Here is a 21070-nt window from a genome sequence, read left to right on the forward strand (position 1 = left end):
CATAGGCGATGCTTATCAGCTGCCGAGACCAGCCCGCCGAGACCAGCCCGCCGAGGTCAGCCCGCCGACGTGATCCCGGACGCCTCGTCGCCGACGATCTTCCGCATCTCGTCCCGCCCCAGATACACATCCGTCTTCTCGAAGTCCTGCAGCGTCGCCGGCCGCCCCGCCTGGAATCCGATGCGTACGAAATCGTCCCCCGCCACCGCGTTCAGGGCCCAGTTCGCCCCCGTACGGAAACGGGCGGGCAGGGTGCGCAGCGCCCCCAGGTGGTAGCCGCGCGCCACCAACTGGGCGGGCAGGCCGGAGAGTTGAACGCCGAGCGGCTTCGACACCGCCTGCATCCCGCCGAGGTCGACGACCAGACCCAGGTCCTTGTGCCGGTACGGGGCGGGCTCCTCGCCCCGCAGCACGGCGGCCACATTGCTCGCGGCCGCCCAGCCCTGGCGCATCGCGTGCTGCGCGGTCGGCGGGCAGATCGCGTCGCCGCCCTTGGCGAGGTCGGGGACGGCCGCGGCGTCGCCGAGCGCGAACACCCCGTCGACGCCGGGCACGGTCAGATCGGCGTCGACGACGAGCCGGCCCCGACTGGTCTCCGCGTCGAGGGTCTGCACCAGCGGGCTGGCCGCGACGCCCGCCGTCCAGATCAGGGTGCGGCAGGGCAGCACGCGCCCGTCGGTCAGCGTCACGGTGTCCTCGGTGGCCTTCGCCACGGACACCCCGAGCGACACGTGCATGCCGCGCCGCCGCAGGATGTCGAGGGCCTTCTCGCCCAGGCGGTCGCCGAGCTCCGGCATCAACTTCGGCGCGATGTCGACGAGATGCCACCGGATCCAGGCCGGGTCGAGCCCCGGATAGCGCTTGACGGCCGACGAGGTCAGCCGCTGCAGGCAGGCGGCGGTCTCGGTGCCCGCGTAGCCGCCGCCCACCACCACGAACTGCAGCCGCGACGCCCGCTCCTCGGGGTCGCTGCTCGCCGCGGCCAGGTCCAGCTGGGAGATCACGTGATCGCGGATCCACGCGGCCTCCGCGAGCGTCTTCACACCGACCGCGTGCCGGTCGAGCCCCGGGATGTCGAACTGCCGGGTGACGCTGCCGGGAGTCAGCACGAGGTGGTCGTACCGCTCCACCGCGGTCTCGCCGTTGATCAGCCGGACGACGACGGCCTTCGCGGCGGTGTCCACGCCGACGGCGCCGCCCGGCACGATCTCGGTACGCCGCAGCATGCGCCGCAGCGGCACGGCCACCGACTGCGTCGTCAGGACGCCGGAGGCGACCTGGGGCAGCAGCGGCAGATACAGCTGGTGCGCCTGGGGCGTGACCATCCTGATCCGCGCCTCGCCGCGCTGCAGGATCCGCTCCAGTTTGTGCGCGCACTCCATGCCTGCGAAGCCGCCGCCGACGATCAGAATCCGGGGGACTGCCACGATGTTTCCTCCTGGTCGCCGGATGCCTGGAATCGACCTTGCCACGCCCGCCCGGGGGCCACTAGTCGGCGGGGGCGACGGGCAGTTCCGTAGCGGCGTGACGGGCTCCGGCGCAGCGGAAATGCTCAGGTTGCGGCCGTACGGGCGCGGGGTTTGGGTGAGAGGAACCGCCCTGTTGCTGTGCCCCTTGCCGGCCGTCGCGGCTGTCCGACGCACGTGGAGCTGCAGCAGCCCGACGCATGGGGAGCTGTCGTGTCGATGTCCTCTTTCGGTTTCGGTCCCTCCGACCCGTTCAGCGAGATGTTCAACCGGTTCTTCGGAATGTCGCCGCAGTCCTCGCCGCCGGCGGTGCAGCGCGTGCCGATCGGCCGGCTCCTCACCGACTCGTCGCAGGAACTCCTGAACCAGGCGGCGCAGCGGGCGGCGGACGACGGCACCTCGGACCTGGACACCGAACACCTGCTGTGGGCCTGCACCAAGGTGGACCCGGCGCGCTCGCTCCTCGCGCAGGCCGGGGTGGATCCGCAGACCCTCGGCGGCCGGATCGCGAAGGTGCTGCCGAGCGCGGCGGGCCAGCCGTCGGCGGAGCCCGGCCTGACTCCGGCCGCGAAGCGCACCCTGGCGAGCGCCTACGCGCTGTCGCAGCAGGCGGGCGTCTCCTACATCGGCCCCGAGCACATCCTCGGCGCGCTCCTGGACGACCCGGACTCGGGCGCGGGCCGGTTCCTGCGCGCCGAGGACGTGGACGCGAAGAAACTGCGGGGCGTCGCGGAGCAGGCGGCGCGCGCGGAGGGCGGACCGCAGGCGGCGGCGAAGCCTCCGGCCACGACCCTCGACGAGTACGGCCGTGACCTGACCGAGGAGGCGAAGGCGGGCAAGCTCGACCCGGTGGTGGGGCGGGCGGACGAGATCGAGCAGACCGTGGAGATCCTGTCTCGGCGGTCGAAGAACAACCCGGTGCTGATCGGCGAACCCGGCGTCGGCAAGACCGCGATCGTGGAGGGTCTGGCGCAGCGGATCGTGGCGGGCGAGGTCCCGGAGACGCTGAAGGGCAAGCGGGTCGTGTCCCTGGACCTGTCGGGCATGGTGGCGGGCGCGCAGTACCGCGGCCAGTTCGAGGAGCGGTTGAAGAAGGTCATCGAGGACGTGCAGGAGGCGGGCGGCGACATCGTCCTGTTCATCGACGAGCTGCACACCGTCGTCGGCGCGGGCGCGACCGGCGAGGGCTCGATGGACGCGGGCAACATGCTCAAACCGGCCCTGGCGCGCGGGGAGTTGCACGTCGTGGGCGCGACGACGATCGACGAGTACCGCAAGCACATCGAGAAGGACGCCGCCCTGGAGCGCCGCTTCCAGCCGGTCCTGATCCCCGAGCCGACCGTCGAGGAGACGATCCAGATCCTCGAAGGCCTCCGGGACGCGTACGAGGCACACCATCAAGTCCGGTTCGAAAACGGGGCGTTGGCGGCCGCAGCCGAGCTCTCCGACCGCTACGTCAGCGACCGGTTCCTGCCGGACAAGGCGATCGACCTGATGGACCAGGCCGGTGCGCGGGTGCGGCTGCGCAGCGCGGGCCGCTCCACGGAGGTCGTCTCGCGCGAGGACCGGCTCGCGAAGCTGCGACGTGAGAAGGACCAGGCGGTCGCGGCGGAGGACTTCGACAAGGCCGGTCAGTTGAAGCAGGAGATCGCCGAGGTCGAGGGGGAGTTGGCGGGCATCGAGGAGCGCCGCGAGGGCGTCGTCTCCGTCACCGCCGCCGATATCGCGGAGGTCGTGTCCCGCCGTACCGGCATCCCCGTGGCGCAGCTGACCACCAGCGAGAAGGAGCGGCTCCTGAAGCTGGAGGAGGAGATGCACTCCCGCATCGTCGGCCAGGACGAGGCGGTCACGGCGGTCTCCGAGGCCGTACGGCGCAACCGCGCGGGCATGGGCGACCCGAACCGGCCCGTCGGCTCGTTCCTGTTCCTCGGCCCGACCGGCGTCGGCAAGACCGAACTCGCCAAGACCCTCGCCGAGTTGCTCTTCGGCGACGAGGACCGGATGGTCCGCTTCGACATGAGCGAGTTCCAGGAGAAGCACACCGTCGCCCGGCTCGTGGGCGCGCCTCCCGGCTACGTCGGGTACGAGGAGGCCGGTCAGCTCACCGAGAAGGTACGCCGCAACCCGTACAGCGTCGTGCTCTTCGACGAGGTGGAGAAGGCGCACCCGGACGTGTTCAACACGCTCCTGCAGATCCTCGACGACGGCCGGCTCACGGACGGGCAGGGGCGGACGGTCGACTTCCGGCACAGCGTGATCATCATGACGTCCAACATCGGCGCGCACCGCATTCTCGCGCACGAGGGCGACGCGGCGGAGCTGAAGGACGAGCTGATGGAGGACCTGCGGGGGCGGTTCCTGCCGGAGTTCCTCAACCGGATCGACGACATCATCGTCTTCCACAGCCTCACCGAGGACGACCTCACCGAGATCGTCGAGCATCTGCTGCGGCGCAGCGAACACCGCGTCCGCGCACAGGGGTTGAAGCTGGAGGTCACGGAGGCGGCGAAGAAGCTCCTTGTCGCGCACGGGTACCAGCCGGAGTTCGGGGCTCGGCCGCTGCGCCGCACGATCCAGACCGAGCTGGACAATCGGGTGGCGTCGTTGTTGCTCGGTGGGGAGGCGGATCCGGGCGACACGATCGTTGCGGACGTCAAGGACGACTCCTTGCACTGCTCGATCCGCCGCGCCTGAATTTTTCCCCTCCCCGCCCCTTCCCGAAAGCTTGCAGCAGCTTCGGGGCTGCGCCCCGGACCCCGCTGTCTTTTGGCTTTCCCGCCGTCGTGGCTGGTCGCGCAGTTCCCCGCGCCCCTGTAGGGCGCCGCCCGAATTCAGCCCCTCCGGCGTTTGAGGAGGCCCGTCCGGCAGGCCACGCGGCGGCAGCCGCAAATCGACACAGCGGGAAGGGGCGGGGAGGGGAAAGAAGAGGTCAACTGCCTTTCGCCCGGCCCCCGATGGACACGATCACCGCGGTCGTGGGCCCCGCGGGCGTGTCGTAGTGGACGCTGTCGCCCGTGCGGCGGCCGAGGAGGGCCCCGCCGAGCGGACTGTCGACGGTGACCAGCGTCGGATCGAGCGCCTCGGCGACCTCACCGACCTGAAGCGTCTGCTCACTCCCGTCGGCGAAGCGCAACGCGACACTGCTGCCCACGCCGACCTGGTCCGTGCGCGCAGGCCCCGCCAGGTCGGCCTGGTGCAGGCGGACGGTGAGGTCCCGGATGCGGGTGTCGAGGTGCGCGAGCCGCTCCGCCCGCTCCAGCTCGTCGGCCCGGTCCGCGTGATCGCCCGCGGTGTCGCCGCCGACGCCCGCCAGGGACTCGGCGACCCGGCCGCGCTCGGTGCGCAGCCCGTCGAGCTCCTGCTCGATCGCTTGCCTGGCCTCGTCGCTGATCGGCTCGGGGTCACCCGTCGTCATCGCCGCTCCTGAGATGGGGAAAGTGGGGGGCAAACAGGCCAACAGTCCCCATTACACGCGCGTCGCGCCGTGTGCGCGACACGGCGAGTCGGCAGGTGACAGGGTTGGCCCGCGAGGAGCCACGGAGACCGCGACGGGAGACCGTATGAAGATCCTCATCAGCGCCGACATGGAAGGCGCCACGGGCGTCACCTGGCCCGCCGACGTACTGCCCGGCACCCCGCAGTGGGAACGCTGCCGCGCGCTGTTCACCTCCGACGTGAACGCCGCCGTGCTCGGCTTCTTCGACGGCGGCGCCGACGAGGTCCTCATCAACGAGGCCCACTGGACGATGCGCAACCTGCTCCTGGAGCAGCTCGACGAGCGGGCCGAGATGCTCACCGGCCGGCACAAGGCGCTCAGCATGGTCGAAGGCGTGCAGCACGAGGGCGAACTGGCCGTCGACGGCATCGCGTTCGTCGGCTACCACACGGGCGCGGGCGCGGACGGCGTCCTCGCGCACACCTACCTCGCCAACTCCATCACCGGAGTCTGGGTCGACGGCGTGCGCGCCGGCGAGGGCCTGCTCAACTCGCATGTGGTCGCCGAGTTCGGCGTGCCCGTCGTACTCGTCACCGGCGACGACCTGACCTGCGAGGACGCCCTCGGATACGCGCCGGGCGCACTGAAGGTCGCCGTCAAGGACCACGTCTCGCGGTACGCGGCGGTCTGCCGCACCCCGACCCGTACCGCCGCCGACATCCGGGCCGCGGCCAAAGAGGCGGCCGCGCTCGCGGTGCGCCACGAGCCCGTCCACGGCGGGCCGTTCACCGTCGAGGTCGAGTTCGACGCCGCGCACCTCGCGATGGCCGCGACCGTCGTGCCGGGCGTACGGCAGCACGCGGAGCGCAAGGTGATGTACACCAGCGACACGATGTACGAGGGCATCCGCACGTTCAAGGCCGTCACCACGATCGTCTCGGCCGCAGTGGAGGAGCAGTATGGCTGAGGAACCCGGCGCGACCGTCGACGCGCAGGCGCTCGACGAAGTGGTGCGCTTCACCAGCGAGTTGATCCGGATCGACACCACCAACCGGGGCGGCGGGGACTGCCGCGAGCGGCCCGCCGCCGAGTACGCCGCCGAACGCCTCGCGGACGCCGGCCTCGAACCCACCCTCCTGGAACGCACCGAGGGCCGCACCAACGTCGTGGCCAGACTCGAAGGCACAGACCCGGGCGCCGACGCGCTGCTCGTCCACGGCCACCTGGACGTCGTCCCCGCCGAGGCCGCCGACTGGCAGGTCGACCCGTTCTCCGGCGAGATCCGCGACGGGGTCGTCTGGGGCCGGGGCGCCGTCGACATGAAGAACATGGACGCGATGATCCTCGCCGTCGTACGCGCCTGGGCCCGCGCGGGCGTACGGCCACGGCGCGACCTCGTGATCGCGTTCACCGCCGACGAGGAGGCCAGCGCGAACGACGGCTCAGGCTTCCTCGCCGACCAGCACGCCGACCTCTTCGACGGCTGCACGGAAGGCATCAGCGAGTCCGGCGCGTTCACCTTCCACGCCGCGCCCGACCTGCAGCTCTACCCGATCGCGGCGGGGGAGCGCGGCACCGGCTGGCTGAAGCTCACCGCCAAGGGCCGCGCCGGGCACGGTTCGAAGGTCAACCGCGCCAACGCCGTGTCCCGGCTCGCCGAGGCCGTCGCCCGGATCGGCGCGCACGAGTGGCCGGTGCGCCTCACCCCGACCGTGCGCGCCGCCCTCGCCGAACTCGCCCGCCTGCACGGCCTGCACGTGGACGTGTCCGACCCCGACTTCGACGTGGACGCCCTGCTCGGCAAGCTCGGCCGGGCCGCGGAGCTGGTAGAGCCGACCGTGCGCGGCAGCGCCAACCCGACGATGCTGCAGGCCGGTTACAAGGTCAACGTCATCCCCGGCGAGGCCGTCGCCTACGTCGACGGACGCTTTCTTCCCGGCGGCGAGGAGGAGTTCCGCGCCACGCTCGACGAGCTGACCGGGCCCGATGTGGCGTGGGAGTTCGACCACCGCGAGGTCGCCCTGCAGGCGCCGGTCGAGTCGCCCACGTACGCCCGGATGCGGGCCGCCGTCGAGGAGTTCGCGCCCGAGGGGCGGGTCGTGCCGTACTGCATGTCCGGGGGGACGGACGCCAAGCAGTTCTCGCGGCTCGGCATCACGGGGTACGGCTTCTCGCCGCTGCGGTTGCCTCCCGGGTTCGACTATCAGGCGCTGTTCCACGGGGTGGACGAGCGGGTGCCGGTGGATGCGCTGCACTTCGGGGTGCGGGTCCTTGAACGGTTCCTGCGGACGGCTTAGGGGTACGGTTCCGCACCGTCGACTCGGAGGCCCTCGAGCTTGCCCCCACCCCGCCCCTTCCCGAAAGACTGCCGTCGGCTGTTCTTCGTCTGCTGCGCCGTCGTGGCTGGTCGCGCAGTTCCCCGCGCCCCTGTCGGGGCCCGTATCGCCGCCCAAATCCAGCCCCTGCGGCGTTTGAGCAGCGGGGGTCTGGGGGCTGGCCCCAGGAGCGGACGGCAGTCTTTCGGGAAGGGGCGGGGTGGGGAAAACACACACACGACCAGGAGAAGGTATGGGGGACATGATCAACACCGCGCCGTACGGGGCATGGGCATCGCCCGTAGATGCCGAACTCGCCGCCGCGCACGACGGCCGCCCCGAATACGCCCGCTTCGTCGGCGACGAGGTCTGGTGGACCGCCCCCCGCCCCAGCGAGGCCGGCCGCCGCGCCCTCGTCCGCAGCCGCCCCGACGGCGAAGAGGAGTCCCTGCTCCCCGCCCCGTGGAACGTACGCAGCCGCGTCGTCGAGTACGGCGGAGTCCCCTGGGCCGCGACGGCGACTGGCCCGCACGGCCGCCCCCTGCTCGTCTTCGTGAACTTCACCGACCAGCGCCTCTACGCCCACGAGCCCGACCTGCCCGGCGCCGCCCCCCGCCCCCTCACACCCACCTCGGCCGTCGGCGGCGGACTGCGCTGGGCCGACCCGCAGTTGCTTCTCGACCGGGGCGAAGTCTGGTGCGTACTGGAGGAGTTCACCGGCGACGGGCCGAGCGACGTGCGCCGCGTCATCGCCGCCGTGCCGCTCGACGGCTCGGCCGCCGAGGACCGCACGCGGGTGCGTGAACTCACCGACGGCGCACACCGGTTCGTCACCGGGCCCCGCCTCACCGCCGACGGCCGCCGCATGGCGTGGCTCGCCTGGGACCATCCGCGGATGCCGTGGGACGGCACGGAACTCCGCGTCGCCGAACTCGATGCGGACGGCGTGCCGTACGGCGTACGGACCGTCGCGGGCGGTCTCGACGAGGCGATCGCACAGGCCGAGTGGGCCGCGGACGGCACGCTGCTGTTCGCCTCGGACCGCAGCGGCTGGTGGAACCTGTACCGGACGACCGTGCCGCGACCCGGAGGGCCGGGAGCGGGGGAGCCGAAGCCCGAAGCCGTCCAACTCTGCCGTCGCGACGAGGAGTTCGCCGGGCCGCTGTGGAAGGTGGGCCTGCGCTGGTTCGCCCCGCTCGCCAGCGGACTGATCGCCGTCGTCCACGGCAAGGGCGCCACCGCCCTCGGCATCCTCGACCCCGAGACCGGCGAGCTCGTCGACGCCGCCGGACCCTGGACCGAGTGGTGGCCGTCCCTCGACGCGAGCGGCACCCGCGTCGTCGGCATCGGCGCGGGACCGCACACCGCCCACGAGGTCGTCGAACTGTGCACCGCCGGCGGCCGCGCCCGCGTCATCGGCAATCCGCACACGGACCCCGCCGACCCCGCGTACTACCCGGACCCGCAGATCCGCACCTTCGCGGGACCCGACGGCCGTGTGGTGCACGCACATGTGTACCCGCCACACAACCCCGGCCACCGCGCCCCCGACGGCGAACTCCCGCCCTATGTGGTGTGGGCACATGGCGGCCCCACCGACCACGCGCCGCTCGTACTCGACCTGGAGATCGCCTACTTCACCTCGCGCGGCATCGGCGTCGCCGAGGTCAACTACGGCGGGTCCAGCGGCTACGGCAGGGAGTACCGCGACCGGCTGCGCGAGCAGTGGGGCGTCGTGGACGTCGAGGACTGCGCGGCCGTCGCCCGTGCGCTCGCCGCCGAAGGGGCCGCCGACCCCGCACGCCTCGCGATCCGCGGCGGCAGCGCGGGCGGCTGGACCGCGGCGGCCTCCCTCGCCACCACCGACGTCTACGCCTGCGGCACCGTCAAGTACCCGATCCTCGACCTCACCGCGTTCGCGACCGGCGAGACCCACGACTTCGAGTCCCGCTACCTGGAGTCCCTCGTCGGACCCCTCGCCGAGGTCCCCGCCCGCTACCGCGACCGCTCCCCGGTCCGCAACGCCGACCGCGTCACCGCACCGTTCCTGCTGCTCCAGGGCCTGGACGACGTGATCTGCCCGCCCGCGCAGTGCGAACGGTTCCTGGAGCTGATGAAGGGCCGCGGCGTGCCGCACGCCTACCTCGCCTTCGAGGGCGAGAGCCACGGCTTCCGGCGCGCGGACACCATGATCCGCGCCGTGGAGGCCGAACTCTCCCTGTACGCCCAGGTGTTCGGCTTCCAGCCGGCCGCCGGGGTGCCCGAGCTGGAGCTGGAGCGATGACGGCGACAGCCGGGGCGCCGGTCCCCGCGCTCACCCGGCCCCGGCGCCTCGTCCCCGGCGACCGGGTGGCCGTCGTCGCACCCAGCGGCCCCGTGCCGAAGAAGCGCCTCACGGCCGGGCTCGACATCCTGCGCGGCTGGGGCCTCGACCCTGTGGTGGCACCACATGTGCTCACCGCACATGGCCGGTTGGACTACCTCGCGGCCGCCGACCGGGAGCGCGCCGACGACCTGCGGCAGGCCTGGTGCGACCCCTCCGTCGCGGCGGTGCTGTGTGCCCGCGGCGGCTACGGCGTCCAGCGCATGGTGGACCTGCTCGACTGGGACGCGCTGCGCGCCGCCGGGCCCAAGGTGTTCGTCGGCTACAGCGACATCACCACTCTGCACGAGGCGTTCGCCCTGCACCTCGGCCTCGCCACCCTGCACGGCCCGATGGTCGCCGCCGCGGACTTCCTGGAAACGGAGCGGGCGAGGGACCACCTCAAGGCCACGCTGTTCGCACCCGAGTCGACGCTCACGATCGACGGCCTGCCCGGTGTGGCCCCGCTCGTCCCCGGGCGCGCGAGCGGCGTCACCCTCGGCGGCTGCCTCTGCCTCGTCGCCGCCGACCTGGCCACGCCGACCGGCCGCGCCTCGCTCCGCGGCGGCCTGCTGTGCATCGAGGACATAGGCGAGGAGCCGTACCGCGTGGACCGGATGCTCACCCAACTCCTGCGCTCCGGGCGGCTCGACGGCGTCGCGGGCGTGCTCCTCGGCTCCTGGGAGGAGTGCGGCCCGTACGAGGAGGTGCGCGCCGTGCTCGCGGACCGGCTCGGCCCGCTCGGCGTCCCGGTGGTGGAGCGCTTCGGCTTCGGCCACTGCGCGGGCGCGCTGACCGTCCCCCTCGGCGTACGGGCGGAGCTGGACGCGGACGCGGGCCGACTGCGGCTCACGGAACCGGCGTTGGCGTAGCCCTGCAGACGGGCCCGAAACCCGGTGGCGGGCGGGGCGCGGGTCGGGAAAGCTGGGCCGACATGCACCCCGACGCGCACCCCGACCCGCCCGCGGGCACCCACCTCGACTCGCCCGCGGGCACCCACCTCGACTCACCACCGGAAACGCACCCGCAGGCGCACCCACAGGCGCACCCCATCGACGACGCGCTCGTACGGCGGCTGATCGCCGGGCAGTTTCCGCAGTGGGCCGGGCTGCCGGTCGAGCGGTTCCCGTCCGGCGGAACTGTCAACGCGATGTACCGGCTGGGCGAGGACCTGGCCGTACGGCTGCCGCTGGGGCGCGGCGGAGCCGGCGACGTGCTCCTCGAACGGACCTGGCTGCCCCGCATCGCGCCCCGACTTCCGCTCCCCGTCACGGAGTTGCTCGCGACGGGTGGGCCCGCCGACGGCTATCCGTGGCCCTGGTCGGTGTGCCGGTGGCTGGCCGGGGCGAACCCCGAGGCGGGCGCGTTGCGCGAGCCGGTGCGGCTCGCCGAGGATCTGGCCCGGTTCGTGGCCGCGATGCGGAGCATCACTCTGACCGGGGCGCCGCAGGCCCACCGGGGCGGCCCGCTCGCCTCGCTCGACGTGGGGACGCGGGCGGCGATCGAGGAGCTGCGCGGCATCCCGCAGGAGGGCGTCGACTGCGACGCCGTGCTCGCCGTATGGGAGGAGGCCCTGCGCGCCCCGGTCTGGGACGGTCCGCCGGTCTGGCTGCACGGCGACCTCATGCCGGGCAACCTCCTCGTGGCCGGCGGTGATCGCGGCGGCCTGGCCGGGGTCATCGACTTCGGGTGTATGGGCGTGGGCGACCCCGCCTGCGACCTGTTCCCGGCGTGGAACCTGCTGCCTGCCGAGGCGCGCGAGGTGTTCCGCGCGGCCCTCGACGTGGACGACGCGACCTGGATCCGCGGACGGGCCCGCACCCTCTCCCAGGCGCTGATCGCCCTGCCGTACCACCGGACGACCAACCCGGCGATGGCCCGCAACGCCCGGCATGTGATCCGGGCGGTGCTCGGGGAACGAACCACCTGAGCCGGGCCCTCAGTCGATCGAGCCCCAGGCCCGGAACGGTTGCCGCGCCTCCTGCGCCGCCGCCCGCGCACGGGCGGCGGCCTCCTCCTCCCGGGCCTGCCGCTCGCGCCGGTTGATCAGCGTCACGACGACGATGGCGCCCGGCAGCAGCATCAGTGCGGCGAGGACGAAGCTGAAGACCGCCGCGGGCGTCTTCCCGGCCTGCACGGAGCCGACGCCCAGGACGGTGAAGGCCACGCAGATCACGAGCATCGGAAGCAGCCAGGGCCACGGGTGCGGCTCGGCCACGGTCCGGGACGGGCGGCCCTCGCTGAACGCCGCGTACGTGTAGCGCACCGACCACCACACGACCGTGTAGACGGAGAGCGCCGCCGAGCCGAAGCCGATGAGCGACCAGGTGTCCGCGGCCACGCTCACGGCCGTGGCGGTCAGCCCCACGGCGATCACCAGCGTGAGGAGTGTGAGGAGCACTCCCGTGACGAGACGGTGGCGGCGGTTGCCGTTCAGGGCCCTGGAAGGCACGAACATGCCAAGCACCCTAACCAGCACGCCCGGTGGGCCTCGCCCGCCCGGGGGCCCGTACGCCCGGCCCTTCACTGAATCTCCGTCAACCCGCACCGTGCACGCCCGTTGACGCCCTCATGACACGTGTCACAGCATGAGCGCGGCCCCGGCTTACCCGGCGGTAATTTCGCTCCTCAGTGTGGAGGTCGTGCGTTGTCCCGTTCCCGTAGCCCCTTGGCTCTCTCTGTCGGCATCGCCGCGGCCGCCGTCGCCGCGCCTCTCGTACTCGCCGGTCCCGCACACGCCGCGGACGCCGCGGTGAAGGCCCAACAGGGCGCGAATGGCGGGGAGTTCACCGTCATTCCGCTGAAGTTCAGCGTCGACGCGGGCGGCCGCACCTGCACCGTGGACGCCGACCTCTACCGGCCGACCACAGTCGACAAGGACCACAAGGCGCCCGCCGTCCTCACCACCAACGGCTTCGGCGGCAGCAAGGCCGACGGGTCCACCGACGCCACCGCCAAGGCCTTCGCCGAGCGCGGCTATGTGGCGCTCGCCTACTCCGGGCTCGGCTTCGGCAAGAGCGGCTGCCCGATCTCCCTCGACGCCCCGGAGTTCGACGGCCGCGCCGCCTCGCACCTGGTGGACTTCCTCGCCGGGACGCGCGCCGCGGACAACGGCACGAAGGCGAACTTCGTCAGCACGGACAAGGCCGGCGACCCGCGCGTCGGCATGATCGGCGGCTCGTACGGCGGCGCCATCCAGCTGGCCACGGCCGCGCAGGACCAGCGGGTCGACGCCCTCGTGCCGCTGATCACCTGGAACGACCTCGCGTACTCTCTCGACCCCAACAACACAGCACAGTCAGGGGAGTTGGGCGGGGTCTCGTCCGACACCCCGGGCGCGTACAAGCACCAGTGGACGAACGGCTTCTTCCTCATCGGTGAGGCGCAGGGCCTGCTCCACCCGAGCCTCGACCCGTCCCGGCTCGGCGACTCCGGCTGCCTGCACTTCGTCGCCGGGGCGTGCGAGACGAAGCGGCTGCTCGACCAGAAGCGGTACCCCGCGGACCGCACCGCCGAGATGCTGGCGTACGCCCGCGGCGTCTCGCCCGTCTCGTACCTGGACCGGGTGAAGGCGCCGACGCTCCTCGTGCAGGGGCAGGCCGACACCCTGTTCAACCTCAACGAGGCCACGGCCACGTACGAGACGCTCAAGAAGCAGGGCACCGAGGCCAAGATGGTCTGGCAGTCCTGGGGCCACAGCGGCGGCATGACGGACCCCGCGTCGGGCGAACTGAACCTGGGCGAGGGCAACTTGGAGACCTCGTACGTCGGCAAGCGCATCCTCGCCTGGTTCGACCGCTACCTGCAGAAGAAGGGAGACGTGGACACCGGCCCCGACTTGGCCTACTACCGGGACTGGAAGCCCGGCCCCGACGCGTACGCCACGGCGCAGCGGCTGCCCGCGCTGTCGCAGAAGCTGTACCTGTCCGGGGACGGCAAGCTCGTCGACGACCGGGCGAAGGTGGCGCGCGGCAGCCGCGAGTACCGCAACTGGCTGATCCCCACCAGCCATTCGGAGAGCTCCCTCGCCGGGATCATCGGCCTCGGCGACCCGGCCCCGCGCGACACCGAGGGCACGTATCTCGGCTGGACCAGCGAGCCGCTCACCGAGGCCACGGACGTCGTCGGCGCCCCGAAGGCCACCCTCAAGGTCGTCTCGCCGAAGGCCGAGCGCGTGCAGAACTCCGGGGACGCGGCGGACCAGCTGGTGCTCTTCGCGAAGCTGTACGACGTGGCGCCGGACGGCACGAAGACCCTGGTGCACCGTCTGGTCGCGCCCGCGCGCGTGCCTGATGTGACCCGCGAGTTCACCGTGACCCTGCCGGGCATCGTGCACCGCTACGAGAAGGGCCACCGCCTGCAGTTCGTGATCGCCGCGAGCGACGACGCGTACTACGGGAACCGGGGCGTGAAGCCGGTGACGGTCACGCACGAGCCGTCGGACACGGGGGTGCTGCAGCTGCCGGTCGTCGAGTGACCGTGGGGCCGGGCGGACGCCGTACGCTGCCGGGATGGCTGAGAGTTCCCGCTACCTCGCCCACGGCCCGCGCGTGGGCATCCGCCCCCTCACCCTCGTCGACGGTGAGGCCTTCACCACGCTCGCCCGGCAGAGCCGCGAGCTGCACCACCCCTGGCTCGCCCTCCCGCTCACCGCCGAGGAGTTCACGGCCTACGCGAGCCGCCTCGTCGGCGAGCCCGCACGTGCCGGGTTCCTGGTCTGCGAGCGGGACTCCGGGAAGCTGGCGGGGTTCGTCAACGTCAACAACATCGTCCAGGGCGCCTTCCGCAACGGCGCGCTCGGCTACGGGGCGTTCGCGCACGCGGCCGGCCGCGGTCTCATGTCCGAGGGCCTCGGCCTGGTCGTCCGGCACGCCCTCGGCCCCGGCATGGGCCTGCACCGCCTGGAGATCAACGTCCAGCCCGCCAACCACGCCTCGATCGCCCTGGCCCGCGCCAACGGCTTCCGCCTGGAGGGCTTCTCGCCGGACTTCCTGTACGTCGACGGGGCCTGGCGCGACCACGAACGCTGGGCGCTCACCCGGGAGATGCTCCAGGGCCGGGAACGGAAGGGTGCGCCGGGGTAGCCCGCCCGCGCCCGGTCACGCCCGCGGAGGCGTGAGGTGTGGCGGCGGCGTGAGGTGTGGCGGCGGCGCCGCCTTCGTACGGCCGTGCCTGAGGGTGACCGCTGCCGCCCTGGCCAGGGCGGCCGGGTTGAGGATGTGCTGGCGTACCGACGCCGCAGCCTGTTCCATGGTCGGGTGACGACGATCCGACGCGACGAACTCACCTTGCCCGGCGTCGAGTTGGGCCCGGAGAACCCGCTGCCCGCGCTGCGCCCGCTGCGCGAGACGCACACCGTCGACGAACGCGCCCGCGCTACCCTGCCCCGCGACATGGCCCGCCAGATCGGCTACGAGCCGCTGCGCAGCGTGCTGCCCGCCCGCCTGCTCGACGGGTACGGGCGCGACCGGGCCGACACGACCCTCGACACCCTCGTCCTGGAGAACGACCGGCTGCGCGTCACCGTCCTGCCGGGGCTCGGCGGCCGCGTCCACTCGCTGTGCCACAAGCCGACCGGCCGCGAACTCCTCTACCGCAACCCGGTGTTCCAGCCCGCGGGCTTCGCCCTCAACGGCGCCTGGTTCTCCGGCGGCATCGAGTGGAACATCGGCGCCACCGGCCACACCGCGCTCTCCTGCGCACCCGTGTACGCCGCGCCCGTGCCCGGCCCCGACGGCACGCCGATGCTCCGCCTGTGGGAGTGGGAACGGCTGCGCGGCCTGCCCTTCCAGGTCGACCTGTGGCTGCCGGACGGCTCGGACTTCCTGTACGTCGGGGTCCGTATCCGCAACCCGCACGAGCGGCCCGCGCCCGCCTACTGGTGGTCCAACATCGCCGTCCCCGAGGAGCGCCGTGTCCTCGTACCGGCCGACGAGGCCTGGCACTTCGGGTACGAGCACACCCTGCGCCGGGTGCCCGCGCCGGTGTCCGACGGGGTGGACCGCTCGTACCCGCGGCACGGCACACACCCGGCGGACTACTTCTACGAGGTGCCGGACGGCGAGCGCCGCTGGATCGCCGCACTCGACGGGGACGGGCACGGCCTCGTGCAGACCTCCACCGACCTGCTGCGCGGCCGCAAGCTGTTCCTGTGGGGCACGGGCACGGGTGGCCGCCGCTGGCAGGACTGGCTCACCGAACCCGGCACGGGCGGCTACGCCGAGATCCAGGCGGGCCTCGCCCGCACCCAGCTGGAGCACGTGAAACTGGAGGCGGAGAGCGACTTCAGCTGGCTGGAGGCGTACGGGCCGCTGGCCGCCGACGCTGCGCGCGTGCACGGCGCGGACTGGACGGCGGCCCGCGCGGAGGTCGCCGCTCGCCTCGCCGCCGCCCTGCCGCGCGCGGCCGTCGAGGACGCGTACGGGGCGTGGCTGGACCGCGCCGACACCGAGCCCGGCGAGCGTCTCGCCGTCGGCTCGGGCTGGGGTGCGCTCGAACTCCTGCGCATGGGAGGGAAGTTGTTGCCGGGCACGCCCTTCGACGCGGCGACGCTCGGGCCCGAACAGGAGCCGTGGCTGGAGCTGTTGCGCGCGGGCGCGTACCCGGCGGCGCGTTGCGCCGCCGCGCCGCCCGGCCCGTCTCTGGTCGACCGGGCCTGGCGGGACATGCTGGAGACCGCGCCCGCCGACCCGGCCACCGAATACCACCTGGGCGTCGCCCAGTGGCACGCCGGGGACCGCGCGCAGGCCGTGCGCAGTTGGGAGCGCGGGCTCGAACGCGCGGTCTCGGCTTGGCCGTTGCTGCGGTGCCTCGCCGTCGCGGACCGGGAGTCCGGACACCTGTCGCGGGCCGCGGACCGGTACGCCGAGGCGTTCGACGGGTTGTGCGCGGAGCGGGCGTCGACGTCGGCCTGGACGGCGGCGACGGTCGCGCTGGCGCGCGAGGCGATCGAGGCGTTGCTCGCCGTGGGCCGGCCTGCCGTGGCCCGTACGGTCTTCGACCGCTTGGACCCGTCGATCCGGAAGCGGGGCCGCTTCCGCTTGCTTCTGGCTCAACTCCTCGTTGAGGAGGGCGACTTGGTGGGTGCGCGGGGCGTTTTCGACGTCGGGTTCGAGGTGGCGGAGTTGCGGGAGGGGGCGGAGGTGTTGGGGGAGGTGTGGGTGCGGGTCACGGATGCGCCGCTGCCTGCGCGGTACGACTTCCGCATGCGCCCATGAGTTTTCCCCTACCCGCCCCTTCCCGAAAGCTTGCAGCAGCTTCGGGGCTGCGCCCCGGGCCCCGCTGTCTTTTGGCTTTCCCGCCGTCGTGGCTGGTCGCGCAGTTCCCCGCGCCCCTTAAAAACCCGCCCACCCCGGCAAATACAGCCCCACGCCCCACCAAATCAGCCCCACGCCGCACCAAATCCAGCCCCACGCCCGCCAAATCAGCCCTACGCCCGCCAAAGCAGACCCACGCCCGCCAAATCCAGCCCCTCCGGCGTTTGAGGAGCGGGGGTCCGGGGGCTGGCCCCCGTGCCGACGGCAGTCTTTCGGGAAGGGGCGGGGAGGGGAGAATGTCCCGTCAGGACGCCGGGCGGCGGTCCGCGTATTCGAAGATTGCTCCGTCCGGGTGGAGGGCGATGAGGTTGCGGCCCACCGGGGTGGCGACGGGGCCCGCGACGACGCGCGCGCCGGAGGCGGTGAGGACCTGCTGGGCCTCGTCGACGTCCGGCACGGCGACCGTGGCCGTGACCTTCCGCAGCACCTCCAGCTCCGCCGCGGGCCCGCTCATCAGGAGGAAGCAGCCCACTGCGGCGACGGACACCCCGCCACGGTCGGACCGCTGCGCCGCGACGCCGGTCAGCTGCTCGTAGAACGCGACGGCGGCGTCCAGGTCATCGACGCAGATGCGCAGCGTGGTTCCCAGGATCTCCATACGCGGAAGGGTAGTTGGCGACGCCCACGCCTGTGATCGTTTCGAGCGGAAAGCTCACTCGCTGTACGCCGCCGCGCCCTCCCGTCGCACCCGGACCCGGACGAGCACCGGCCCGCCGCCCGCCGGTTCCAGGGCGCGGAGCAGTTCGGGGCGCAGCTGTTCCGGGGACTCCACGTCCGTCGCCGGGCAGCCGAAGGACGTGGCGAGGGCGGGGAAGTCGATGCCGCCGATGTCGGTGCCGGGCACCCGCTCCGCGCCGAGGCGGCGGCCGAGTTCCTTGACCGCCTCGTAGCCCCCGTTGTCGAGCACCACGAAGGTCACGGGCGCCCGATGCCGTACCGCCGTCCAGACCGCCTGCACCGAGTACATCGTCGAGCCGTCGCCCACCACGCACACCACCCGGCCGTCCCCGGCGAGGGCGCGGCCGACCGCGAGGGGCAGGCCCCAGCCGAGCGCGCCGCTGCCCGTGGTGAGGAACGCGCCGGCCCGCCGGATCGGCACCCGCGCGTGCAGCGCCTCGCGATGGCTGGGTGCCTCCTCCACCAACACCCGCTCCGGGGGCAGGAGTTCGGCCAGGGCGTCCAGGACGTACGCGGCCGACGGCGGCTCGGTCGGTGCGGCCCGCGAGACCTGCGGGCGCGGGGGAGGCGCGGTCCGGGTGGCCGGTTTCAGCAGCGCGGTGAGCCCTTCGACGCCCGCCCGCAGCGTCGTCAGGATGCTGGTGCCGACCGGCAGCCATGCCGCCTGGGCCGGGTCGCAGTCCAGGTGGAACAGTTCGCAGCCGTCGGCGAGCAGCGGCCCCGTACCGCTCACGTGGTACGTGAAGAGGGGCGCGCCGAGCGCCACCACCACGTCGTGTCCGGCGAGCCGGTCCGCCAACTGCCCACGCACCGGCGGCAGGAAGCCCTGGAACAGGGGGTGCGTCTCGGGGAAGCCGGAGCGGCCCGACATCGGGCTGATCCACACCCCGGCGCGGGTCCGCTCGGCGAGCGCCACCACCGCGTCGAGGGCGTCCTCGTCGTCCACCCCGGGCCCCACCACGAGCGCGGGCCGGGCGCATGCGTCGAGGCGGGCGGCGAGTTCGGCGAGTGCGTCAGGTGAGGCCGTGAATCCGCCGTGCACGGTGCGCGGCGTCACCGGCTCGGCGGGCGCGTCCCAGTCGTCCTCCGGCACGGACAGGAACACCGGCCCGCGCGGATGCGTCATCGCCGCCCGGTGCGCCTCGGCGAGCGCGGCCGGCACGTCCTCGGCGCGCTCGGGCTGGCGGCTCCACTTCACGTACGGGCGGGGGAACTCGGCGGGTTCGTCGGCGCCGAGGAACGGGTGCAGCGGAAGGAGCGAACGGGACTGCTGGCCCGCGACGATCACCACCGGCACCCGGTCGCGGTACGCGTTGAACACCGCGCCGAGGCTGTGCCCGACCCCGCCCGCCGAGTGCAGGTTCACGAGCGCCGCCCGGCCGGTGCCGAGCGCGTGCCCGGCGGCCATGGCGACGGCCAGGGACTCCTGCAGGGCGAGGACGTAGCGGAAGTCTCCGGGCCAGTCGCGCAGCAGGCGCAGTTCCGTGGAGCCGGGGTTGCCGAACACCGTCGTCATGCCGGTGCGCCGGCACAGGTCGAGTACCGCTTCGCGCACGGTGGTCGTCGGCGGGGTCATCGGTGCGGTCACCGGGCAACTCCTTTGCTTCGAGGGCGGGTTGGGGTGGGTCGGGGAAGGGGGTGTCAGCCGGCCCGTGCGCCCTTGTGCCAGCCGAGCAGGCGCCGTTCCACGCCGAGCAGCGCCGCGTTGCAGAGGTAGCCGAGGACGCCGAGGAGCACGATCACCGACCAGACGGTGAGCAGGTCGGAGCGGCTCTGCGCGTCGGTGAGCTGGAAGCCGATGCCGTTCGCGGTGCCGGGCAGCAGCTCGGAGAAGACCATCAGGATCAGGGAGAGGGAGAGCGCGAGCCTGAGGCCCGCGGAGATCTTCGGCAGTGCGGCGGGGAGCAGCAGGAACCGGACCCGCTGCGGACCGCTGAGGCCGTACACCCGGGCCGTCTCCAGCTGCACCGGGTCCACGGCCCGCGCCCCTTCCGCCGTGTTGATGAGCACCGGCCAGACGGCGCTGAACACGATGGACGTCACCTGCATCTGCGTACCGAACTCCAGGAACACCACGAACACCGGCACGAGCGCGGGCGGCGGCACCGCGCGGGCGAACTGGAGCACCGGGTCGAGCGCGGCGTGCGCGTACGCGGAGCGGCCGAGGGCCAGGCCGAGGAGGACGCCGAGGGAGGCGGCGAGCAGGAATCCGGCGCCCATCCTGGCGACGCTCGGCAGGATGTCGCCGACGGCCGCCTCGGTGAGGAAGGCGTGCGTGACGGGCCCGTCGAACCACAGGCCGTGCATGTGCGCGGCGATGGCCGAGGGCGGTGGGAAGAACACGCTGCCGTGCCCGCCGGCCGTCAACTGCCAGGCGAGGACGGCCAGGACGAGGACGCCCCAGCGGAAGAGGCCGGGCAGGGCGCCGGGGGGCCCTGCTTTTTTCATGTCACCCTGTGTCATCACTTTTTCGAGGCGCCTGTCACCGGCCGCCGACGCGCATCAACTCGGCCGGGTCGACCGCCTCCTTGAGGAGTTTCTCCCGCACCATCAGGTCGATCAGCTTCCGCATCCGGCGCGGATCGGAGCCGTCGGGGAAGCCGGGCAGCGTCAACGCGCGGGCGCGCTCGGGCGAGATGCGCGCATACCCGGGCAGGACCGCGTCGACGGCGGCCCGGTCCCGCTCGGCGAGCGCCTGCGCCGTGCGGACGGCGCGCCGGAAGGCGGCGGCGGTCCGCGGGTTCTTCTCGGCGAACGTGTCGGTGCTGACGTACCCGCTGATCGGCAGGCCCTCGACGGGGGAAGCGCCGCCCTCGGCGACGACGCGCGCGCCGATCTTCTTCTTCACGTCGGTCAGGAAGGGCTCCACGACGTGTGCGGCGTCCACCTGCTTCTCCTCCAGGGCGACGCCCATCTGCGGGAAGGGGATCTGCCGGTACTTCACCGGGCCCGCCTCGTCCTCGGCGAGCACCGCGTCGAAGGTCAGCGACTGGATGTTGTTGAGGATGTTCACCGCGACCGACCGGCCCTTGAGGTCGGCTGCGGACTTCACGGGCGAGTCCTTCGGCACGACGACGTCCATCATGCCGGGCGAGAGCGTGGCGCCCTCGGCGAGGATCCGCGGTTCGAGGGTGCCCTTCTCCCTGGCCTGCAGGAACGTGACGTAGTTGGCGCCGGCGATGATGTCGAGCTGCCCGTTGGCGAGCGCGGGCAGGGCCTGTACGGACTGCTGTACGGGCTTGATCCGTACGGTCAGGCCCTCTTTCTCGAAGAGCTTCCGCTGGAGCGCGATGTGCAGCGGCGCCACGTCCACGAGGGGCAGTGCGGCGACGGTGACGGTGGTCTTCTCCAGGCCGCCCGCCCGGCCGCCGGATCTCCCGTCCGCGTCCCCGGAACACCCGGCGGCCAGCAGTGCGAGCCCGGCCAGCGCGGCCGTCGAGGCGGTCAACTTTCCCCGGATCGAACCCAGTTGAGCCTGCATGGTCGGCGAGGCTAGT

16 protein-coding genes are annotated in these 21070 nt (G+C 72.8%); 9 read left to right on the forward strand and 7 right to left on the reverse strand.

What is annotated here, in order from left to right:
• Nucleotides 1-56: 56 nt before the first annotated feature.
• The gene (locus tag QIS96_RS24830; RefSeq protein WP_282544948.1) at nt 57-1427 is read right to left on the reverse strand and encodes an NAD(P)/FAD-dependent oxidoreductase; all 1371 of its coding nucleotides are present in this window, start codon (nt 1425-1427) and stop codon (nt 57-59) included.
• Nucleotides 1428-1685: 258 nt separating this feature from the next.
• Between QIS96_RS24830 and QIS96_RS24835 the strand changes: the two genes are divergently transcribed.
• Complete coding sequence (locus QIS96_RS24835) at nt 1686-4160, forward strand: ATP-dependent Clp protease ATP-binding subunit (protein ID WP_408907247.1); 2475 nt, start codon at nt 1686-1688, stop codon at nt 4158-4160.
• 235 nt (nt 4161-4395) lie between these two features.
• On the opposite strand, the gene QIS96_RS24840 is transcribed toward QIS96_RS24835, so the two are convergent.
• Nucleotides 4396-4881, reverse strand: coding sequence for a GreA/GreB family elongation factor (locus QIS96_RS24840; RefSeq protein WP_282544950.1), 486 nt, complete (start codon nt 4879-4881; stop codon nt 4396-4398).
• Nucleotides 4882-5026: 145 nt separating this feature from the next.
• On the opposite strand from QIS96_RS24840, the gene QIS96_RS24845 reads away from it, so the two are divergent.
• The 5 genes from QIS96_RS24845 (at nt 5027) to QIS96_RS24865 (ending at nt 11509) form a co-directional block, all read left to right on the forward strand.
• Nucleotides 5027-5869, forward strand: coding sequence for a M55 family metallopeptidase (locus QIS96_RS24845; RefSeq protein ID WP_282544951.1), 843 nt, complete (start codon nt 5027-5029; stop codon nt 5867-5869).
• Complete coding sequence (locus QIS96_RS24850; protein ID WP_282544952.1) at nt 5862-7199, forward strand: M20/M25/M40 family metallo-hydrolase; 1338 nt, start codon at nt 5862-5864, stop codon at nt 7197-7199. The genes QIS96_RS24845 and QIS96_RS24850 overlap by 8 nt, the downstream gene beginning before the upstream one ends.
• A gap of 271 nt (nt 7200-7470) precedes the next feature.
• Nucleotides 7471-9501, forward strand: coding sequence for a S9 family peptidase (locus QIS96_RS24855; RefSeq protein ID WP_282544953.1), 2031 nt, complete (start codon nt 7471-7473; stop codon nt 9499-9501).
• Nucleotides 9498-10451 carry a S66 peptidase family protein gene (locus QIS96_RS24860; protein WP_282544954.1) on the forward strand — a complete coding sequence of 318 codons (954 nt, stop codon included), beginning with the start codon at nt 9498-9500 and terminating at the stop codon, nt 10449-10451. The genes QIS96_RS24855 and QIS96_RS24860 overlap by 4 nt, the downstream gene beginning before the upstream one ends.
• A gap of 62 nt (nt 10452-10513) precedes the next feature.
• Nucleotides 10514-11509 (forward strand): aminoglycoside phosphotransferase family protein, encoded by a 996-nt coding sequence (locus QIS96_RS24865; protein ID WP_282544955.1) that lies wholly within the window; start codon nt 10514-10516, stop codon nt 11507-11509.
• A 9-nt stretch (nt 11510-11518) separates the two neighbouring features.
• Here QIS96_RS24865 and QIS96_RS24870 read toward each other — a convergent pair whose 3' ends face one another.
• Nucleotides 11519-12037 carry a hypothetical protein gene (locus tag QIS96_RS24870; RefSeq protein WP_282544956.1) on the reverse strand — a complete coding sequence of 173 codons (519 nt, stop codon included), beginning with the start codon at nt 12035-12037 and terminating at the stop codon, nt 11519-11521.
• A gap of 210 nt (nt 12038-12247) precedes the next feature.
• Here QIS96_RS24870 and QIS96_RS24875 point away from each other — a divergent pair, with 210 nt between their 5' ends.
• The 3 genes from QIS96_RS24875 (at nt 12248) to QIS96_RS24885 (ending at nt 16796) form a co-directional block, all read left to right on the forward strand.
• Nucleotides 12248-14056, forward strand: a complete 1809-nt coding sequence (locus tag QIS96_RS24875) for a CocE/NonD family hydrolase (protein ID WP_282544957.1) — start codon at nt 12248-12250, stop codon at nt 14054-14056.
• 34 nt (nt 14057-14090) lie between these two features.
• Nucleotides 14091-14663 (forward strand): GNAT family N-acetyltransferase, encoded by a 573-nt coding sequence (locus QIS96_RS24880; protein WP_282544958.1) that lies wholly within the window; start codon nt 14091-14093, stop codon nt 14661-14663.
• Between the two features lie 174 nt (nt 14664-14837).
• The gene (locus tag QIS96_RS24885; protein ID WP_282544959.1) at nt 14838-16796 is read left to right on the forward strand and encodes a DUF5107 domain-containing protein; all 1959 of its coding nucleotides are present in this window, start codon (nt 14838-14840) and stop codon (nt 16794-16796) included.
• Between the two features lie 343 nt (nt 16797-17139).
• Here QIS96_RS24885 and QIS96_RS24890 read toward each other — a convergent pair whose 3' ends face one another.
• From QIS96_RS24890 to QIS96_RS24905, 4 genes are read right to left on the reverse strand one after another with little or no spacing between them, the layout of a single operon-like run.
• A complete protein-coding gene (locus QIS96_RS24890; protein WP_282544960.1) occupies nt 17140-17493 on the reverse strand; it encodes a VOC family protein in 354 nt (117 codons plus the stop codon).
• Nucleotides 17494-17547: 54 nt separating this feature from the next.
• On the reverse strand, nt 17548-19161 hold the full coding sequence (gene mdlC, locus QIS96_RS24895; RefSeq protein ID WP_282544961.1) for a benzoylformate decarboxylase: 1614 nt from the start codon (nt 19159-19161) through the stop codon (nt 17548-17550).
• Between the two features lie 53 nt (nt 19162-19214).
• Nucleotides 19215-20021, reverse strand: coding sequence for an ABC transporter permease (locus tag QIS96_RS24900; RefSeq protein WP_282544962.1), 807 nt, complete (start codon nt 20019-20021; stop codon nt 19215-19217).
• A gap of 34 nt (nt 20022-20055) precedes the next feature.
• Nucleotides 20056-21054, reverse strand: coding sequence for an ABC transporter substrate-binding protein (locus tag QIS96_RS24905; protein WP_282544963.1), 999 nt, complete (start codon nt 21052-21054; stop codon nt 20056-20058).
• Nucleotides 21055-21070 lie beyond the last annotated feature (16 nt).

Origin of the sequence: Streptomyces cavernicola (assembly GCF_029968035.1) — a bacterium.
In the GTDB taxonomy this organism is placed as follows: domain Bacteria; phylum Actinomycetota; class Actinomycetes; order Streptomycetales; family Streptomycetaceae; genus Streptomyces; species Streptomyces cavernicola.

Excerpts from the sequence above, each read along its gene's own strand:
- QIS96_RS24835 (WP_408907247.1), top strand. The coding sequence starts at position 1,686 with ATGTCCTCTTTCGGTTTCGGTCCCTCCGACCCGTTCAGCGAGATGTTC.
- QIS96_RS24840 (WP_282544950.1), bottom strand. The coding sequence starts at position 4,881 with ATGACGACGGGTGACCCCGAGCCGATCAGCGACGAGGCCAGGCAAGCG.
- QIS96_RS24845 (WP_282544951.1), top strand. The coding sequence starts at position 5,027 with ATGAAGATCCTCATCAGCGCCGACATGGAAGGCGCCACGGGCGTCACC.
- QIS96_RS24850 (WP_282544952.1), top strand. The coding sequence starts at position 5,862 with ATGGCTGAGGAACCCGGCGCGACCGTCGACGCGCAGGCGCTCGACGAA.
- QIS96_RS24855 (WP_282544953.1), top strand. The coding sequence starts at position 7,471 with ATGGGGGACATGATCAACACCGCGCCGTACGGGGCATGGGCATCGCCC.
- QIS96_RS24860 (WP_282544954.1), top strand. The coding sequence starts at position 9,498 with ATGACGGCGACAGCCGGGGCGCCGGTCCCCGCGCTCACCCGGCCCCGG.
- QIS96_RS24865 (WP_282544955.1), top strand. The coding sequence starts at position 10,514 with ATGCACCCCGACGCGCACCCCGACCCGCCCGCGGGCACCCACCTCGAC.
- QIS96_RS24870 (WP_282544956.1), bottom strand. The coding sequence starts at position 12,037 with ATGTTCGTGCCTTCCAGGGCCCTGAACGGCAACCGCCGCCACCGTCTC.
- QIS96_RS24880 (WP_282544958.1), top strand. The coding sequence starts at position 14,091 with ATGGCTGAGAGTTCCCGCTACCTCGCCCACGGCCCGCGCGTGGGCATC.
- QIS96_RS24890 (WP_282544960.1), bottom strand. The coding sequence starts at position 17,493 with ATGGAGATCCTGGGAACCACGCTGCGCATCTGCGTCGATGACCTGGAC.
- QIS96_RS24900 (WP_282544962.1), bottom strand. The coding sequence starts at position 20,021 with ATGAAAAAAGCAGGGCCCCCCGGCGCCCTGCCCGGCCTCTTCCGCTGG.
- QIS96_RS24905 (WP_282544963.1), bottom strand. The coding sequence starts at position 21,054 with ATGCAGGCTCAACTGGGTTCGATCCGGGGAAAGTTGACCGCCTCGACG.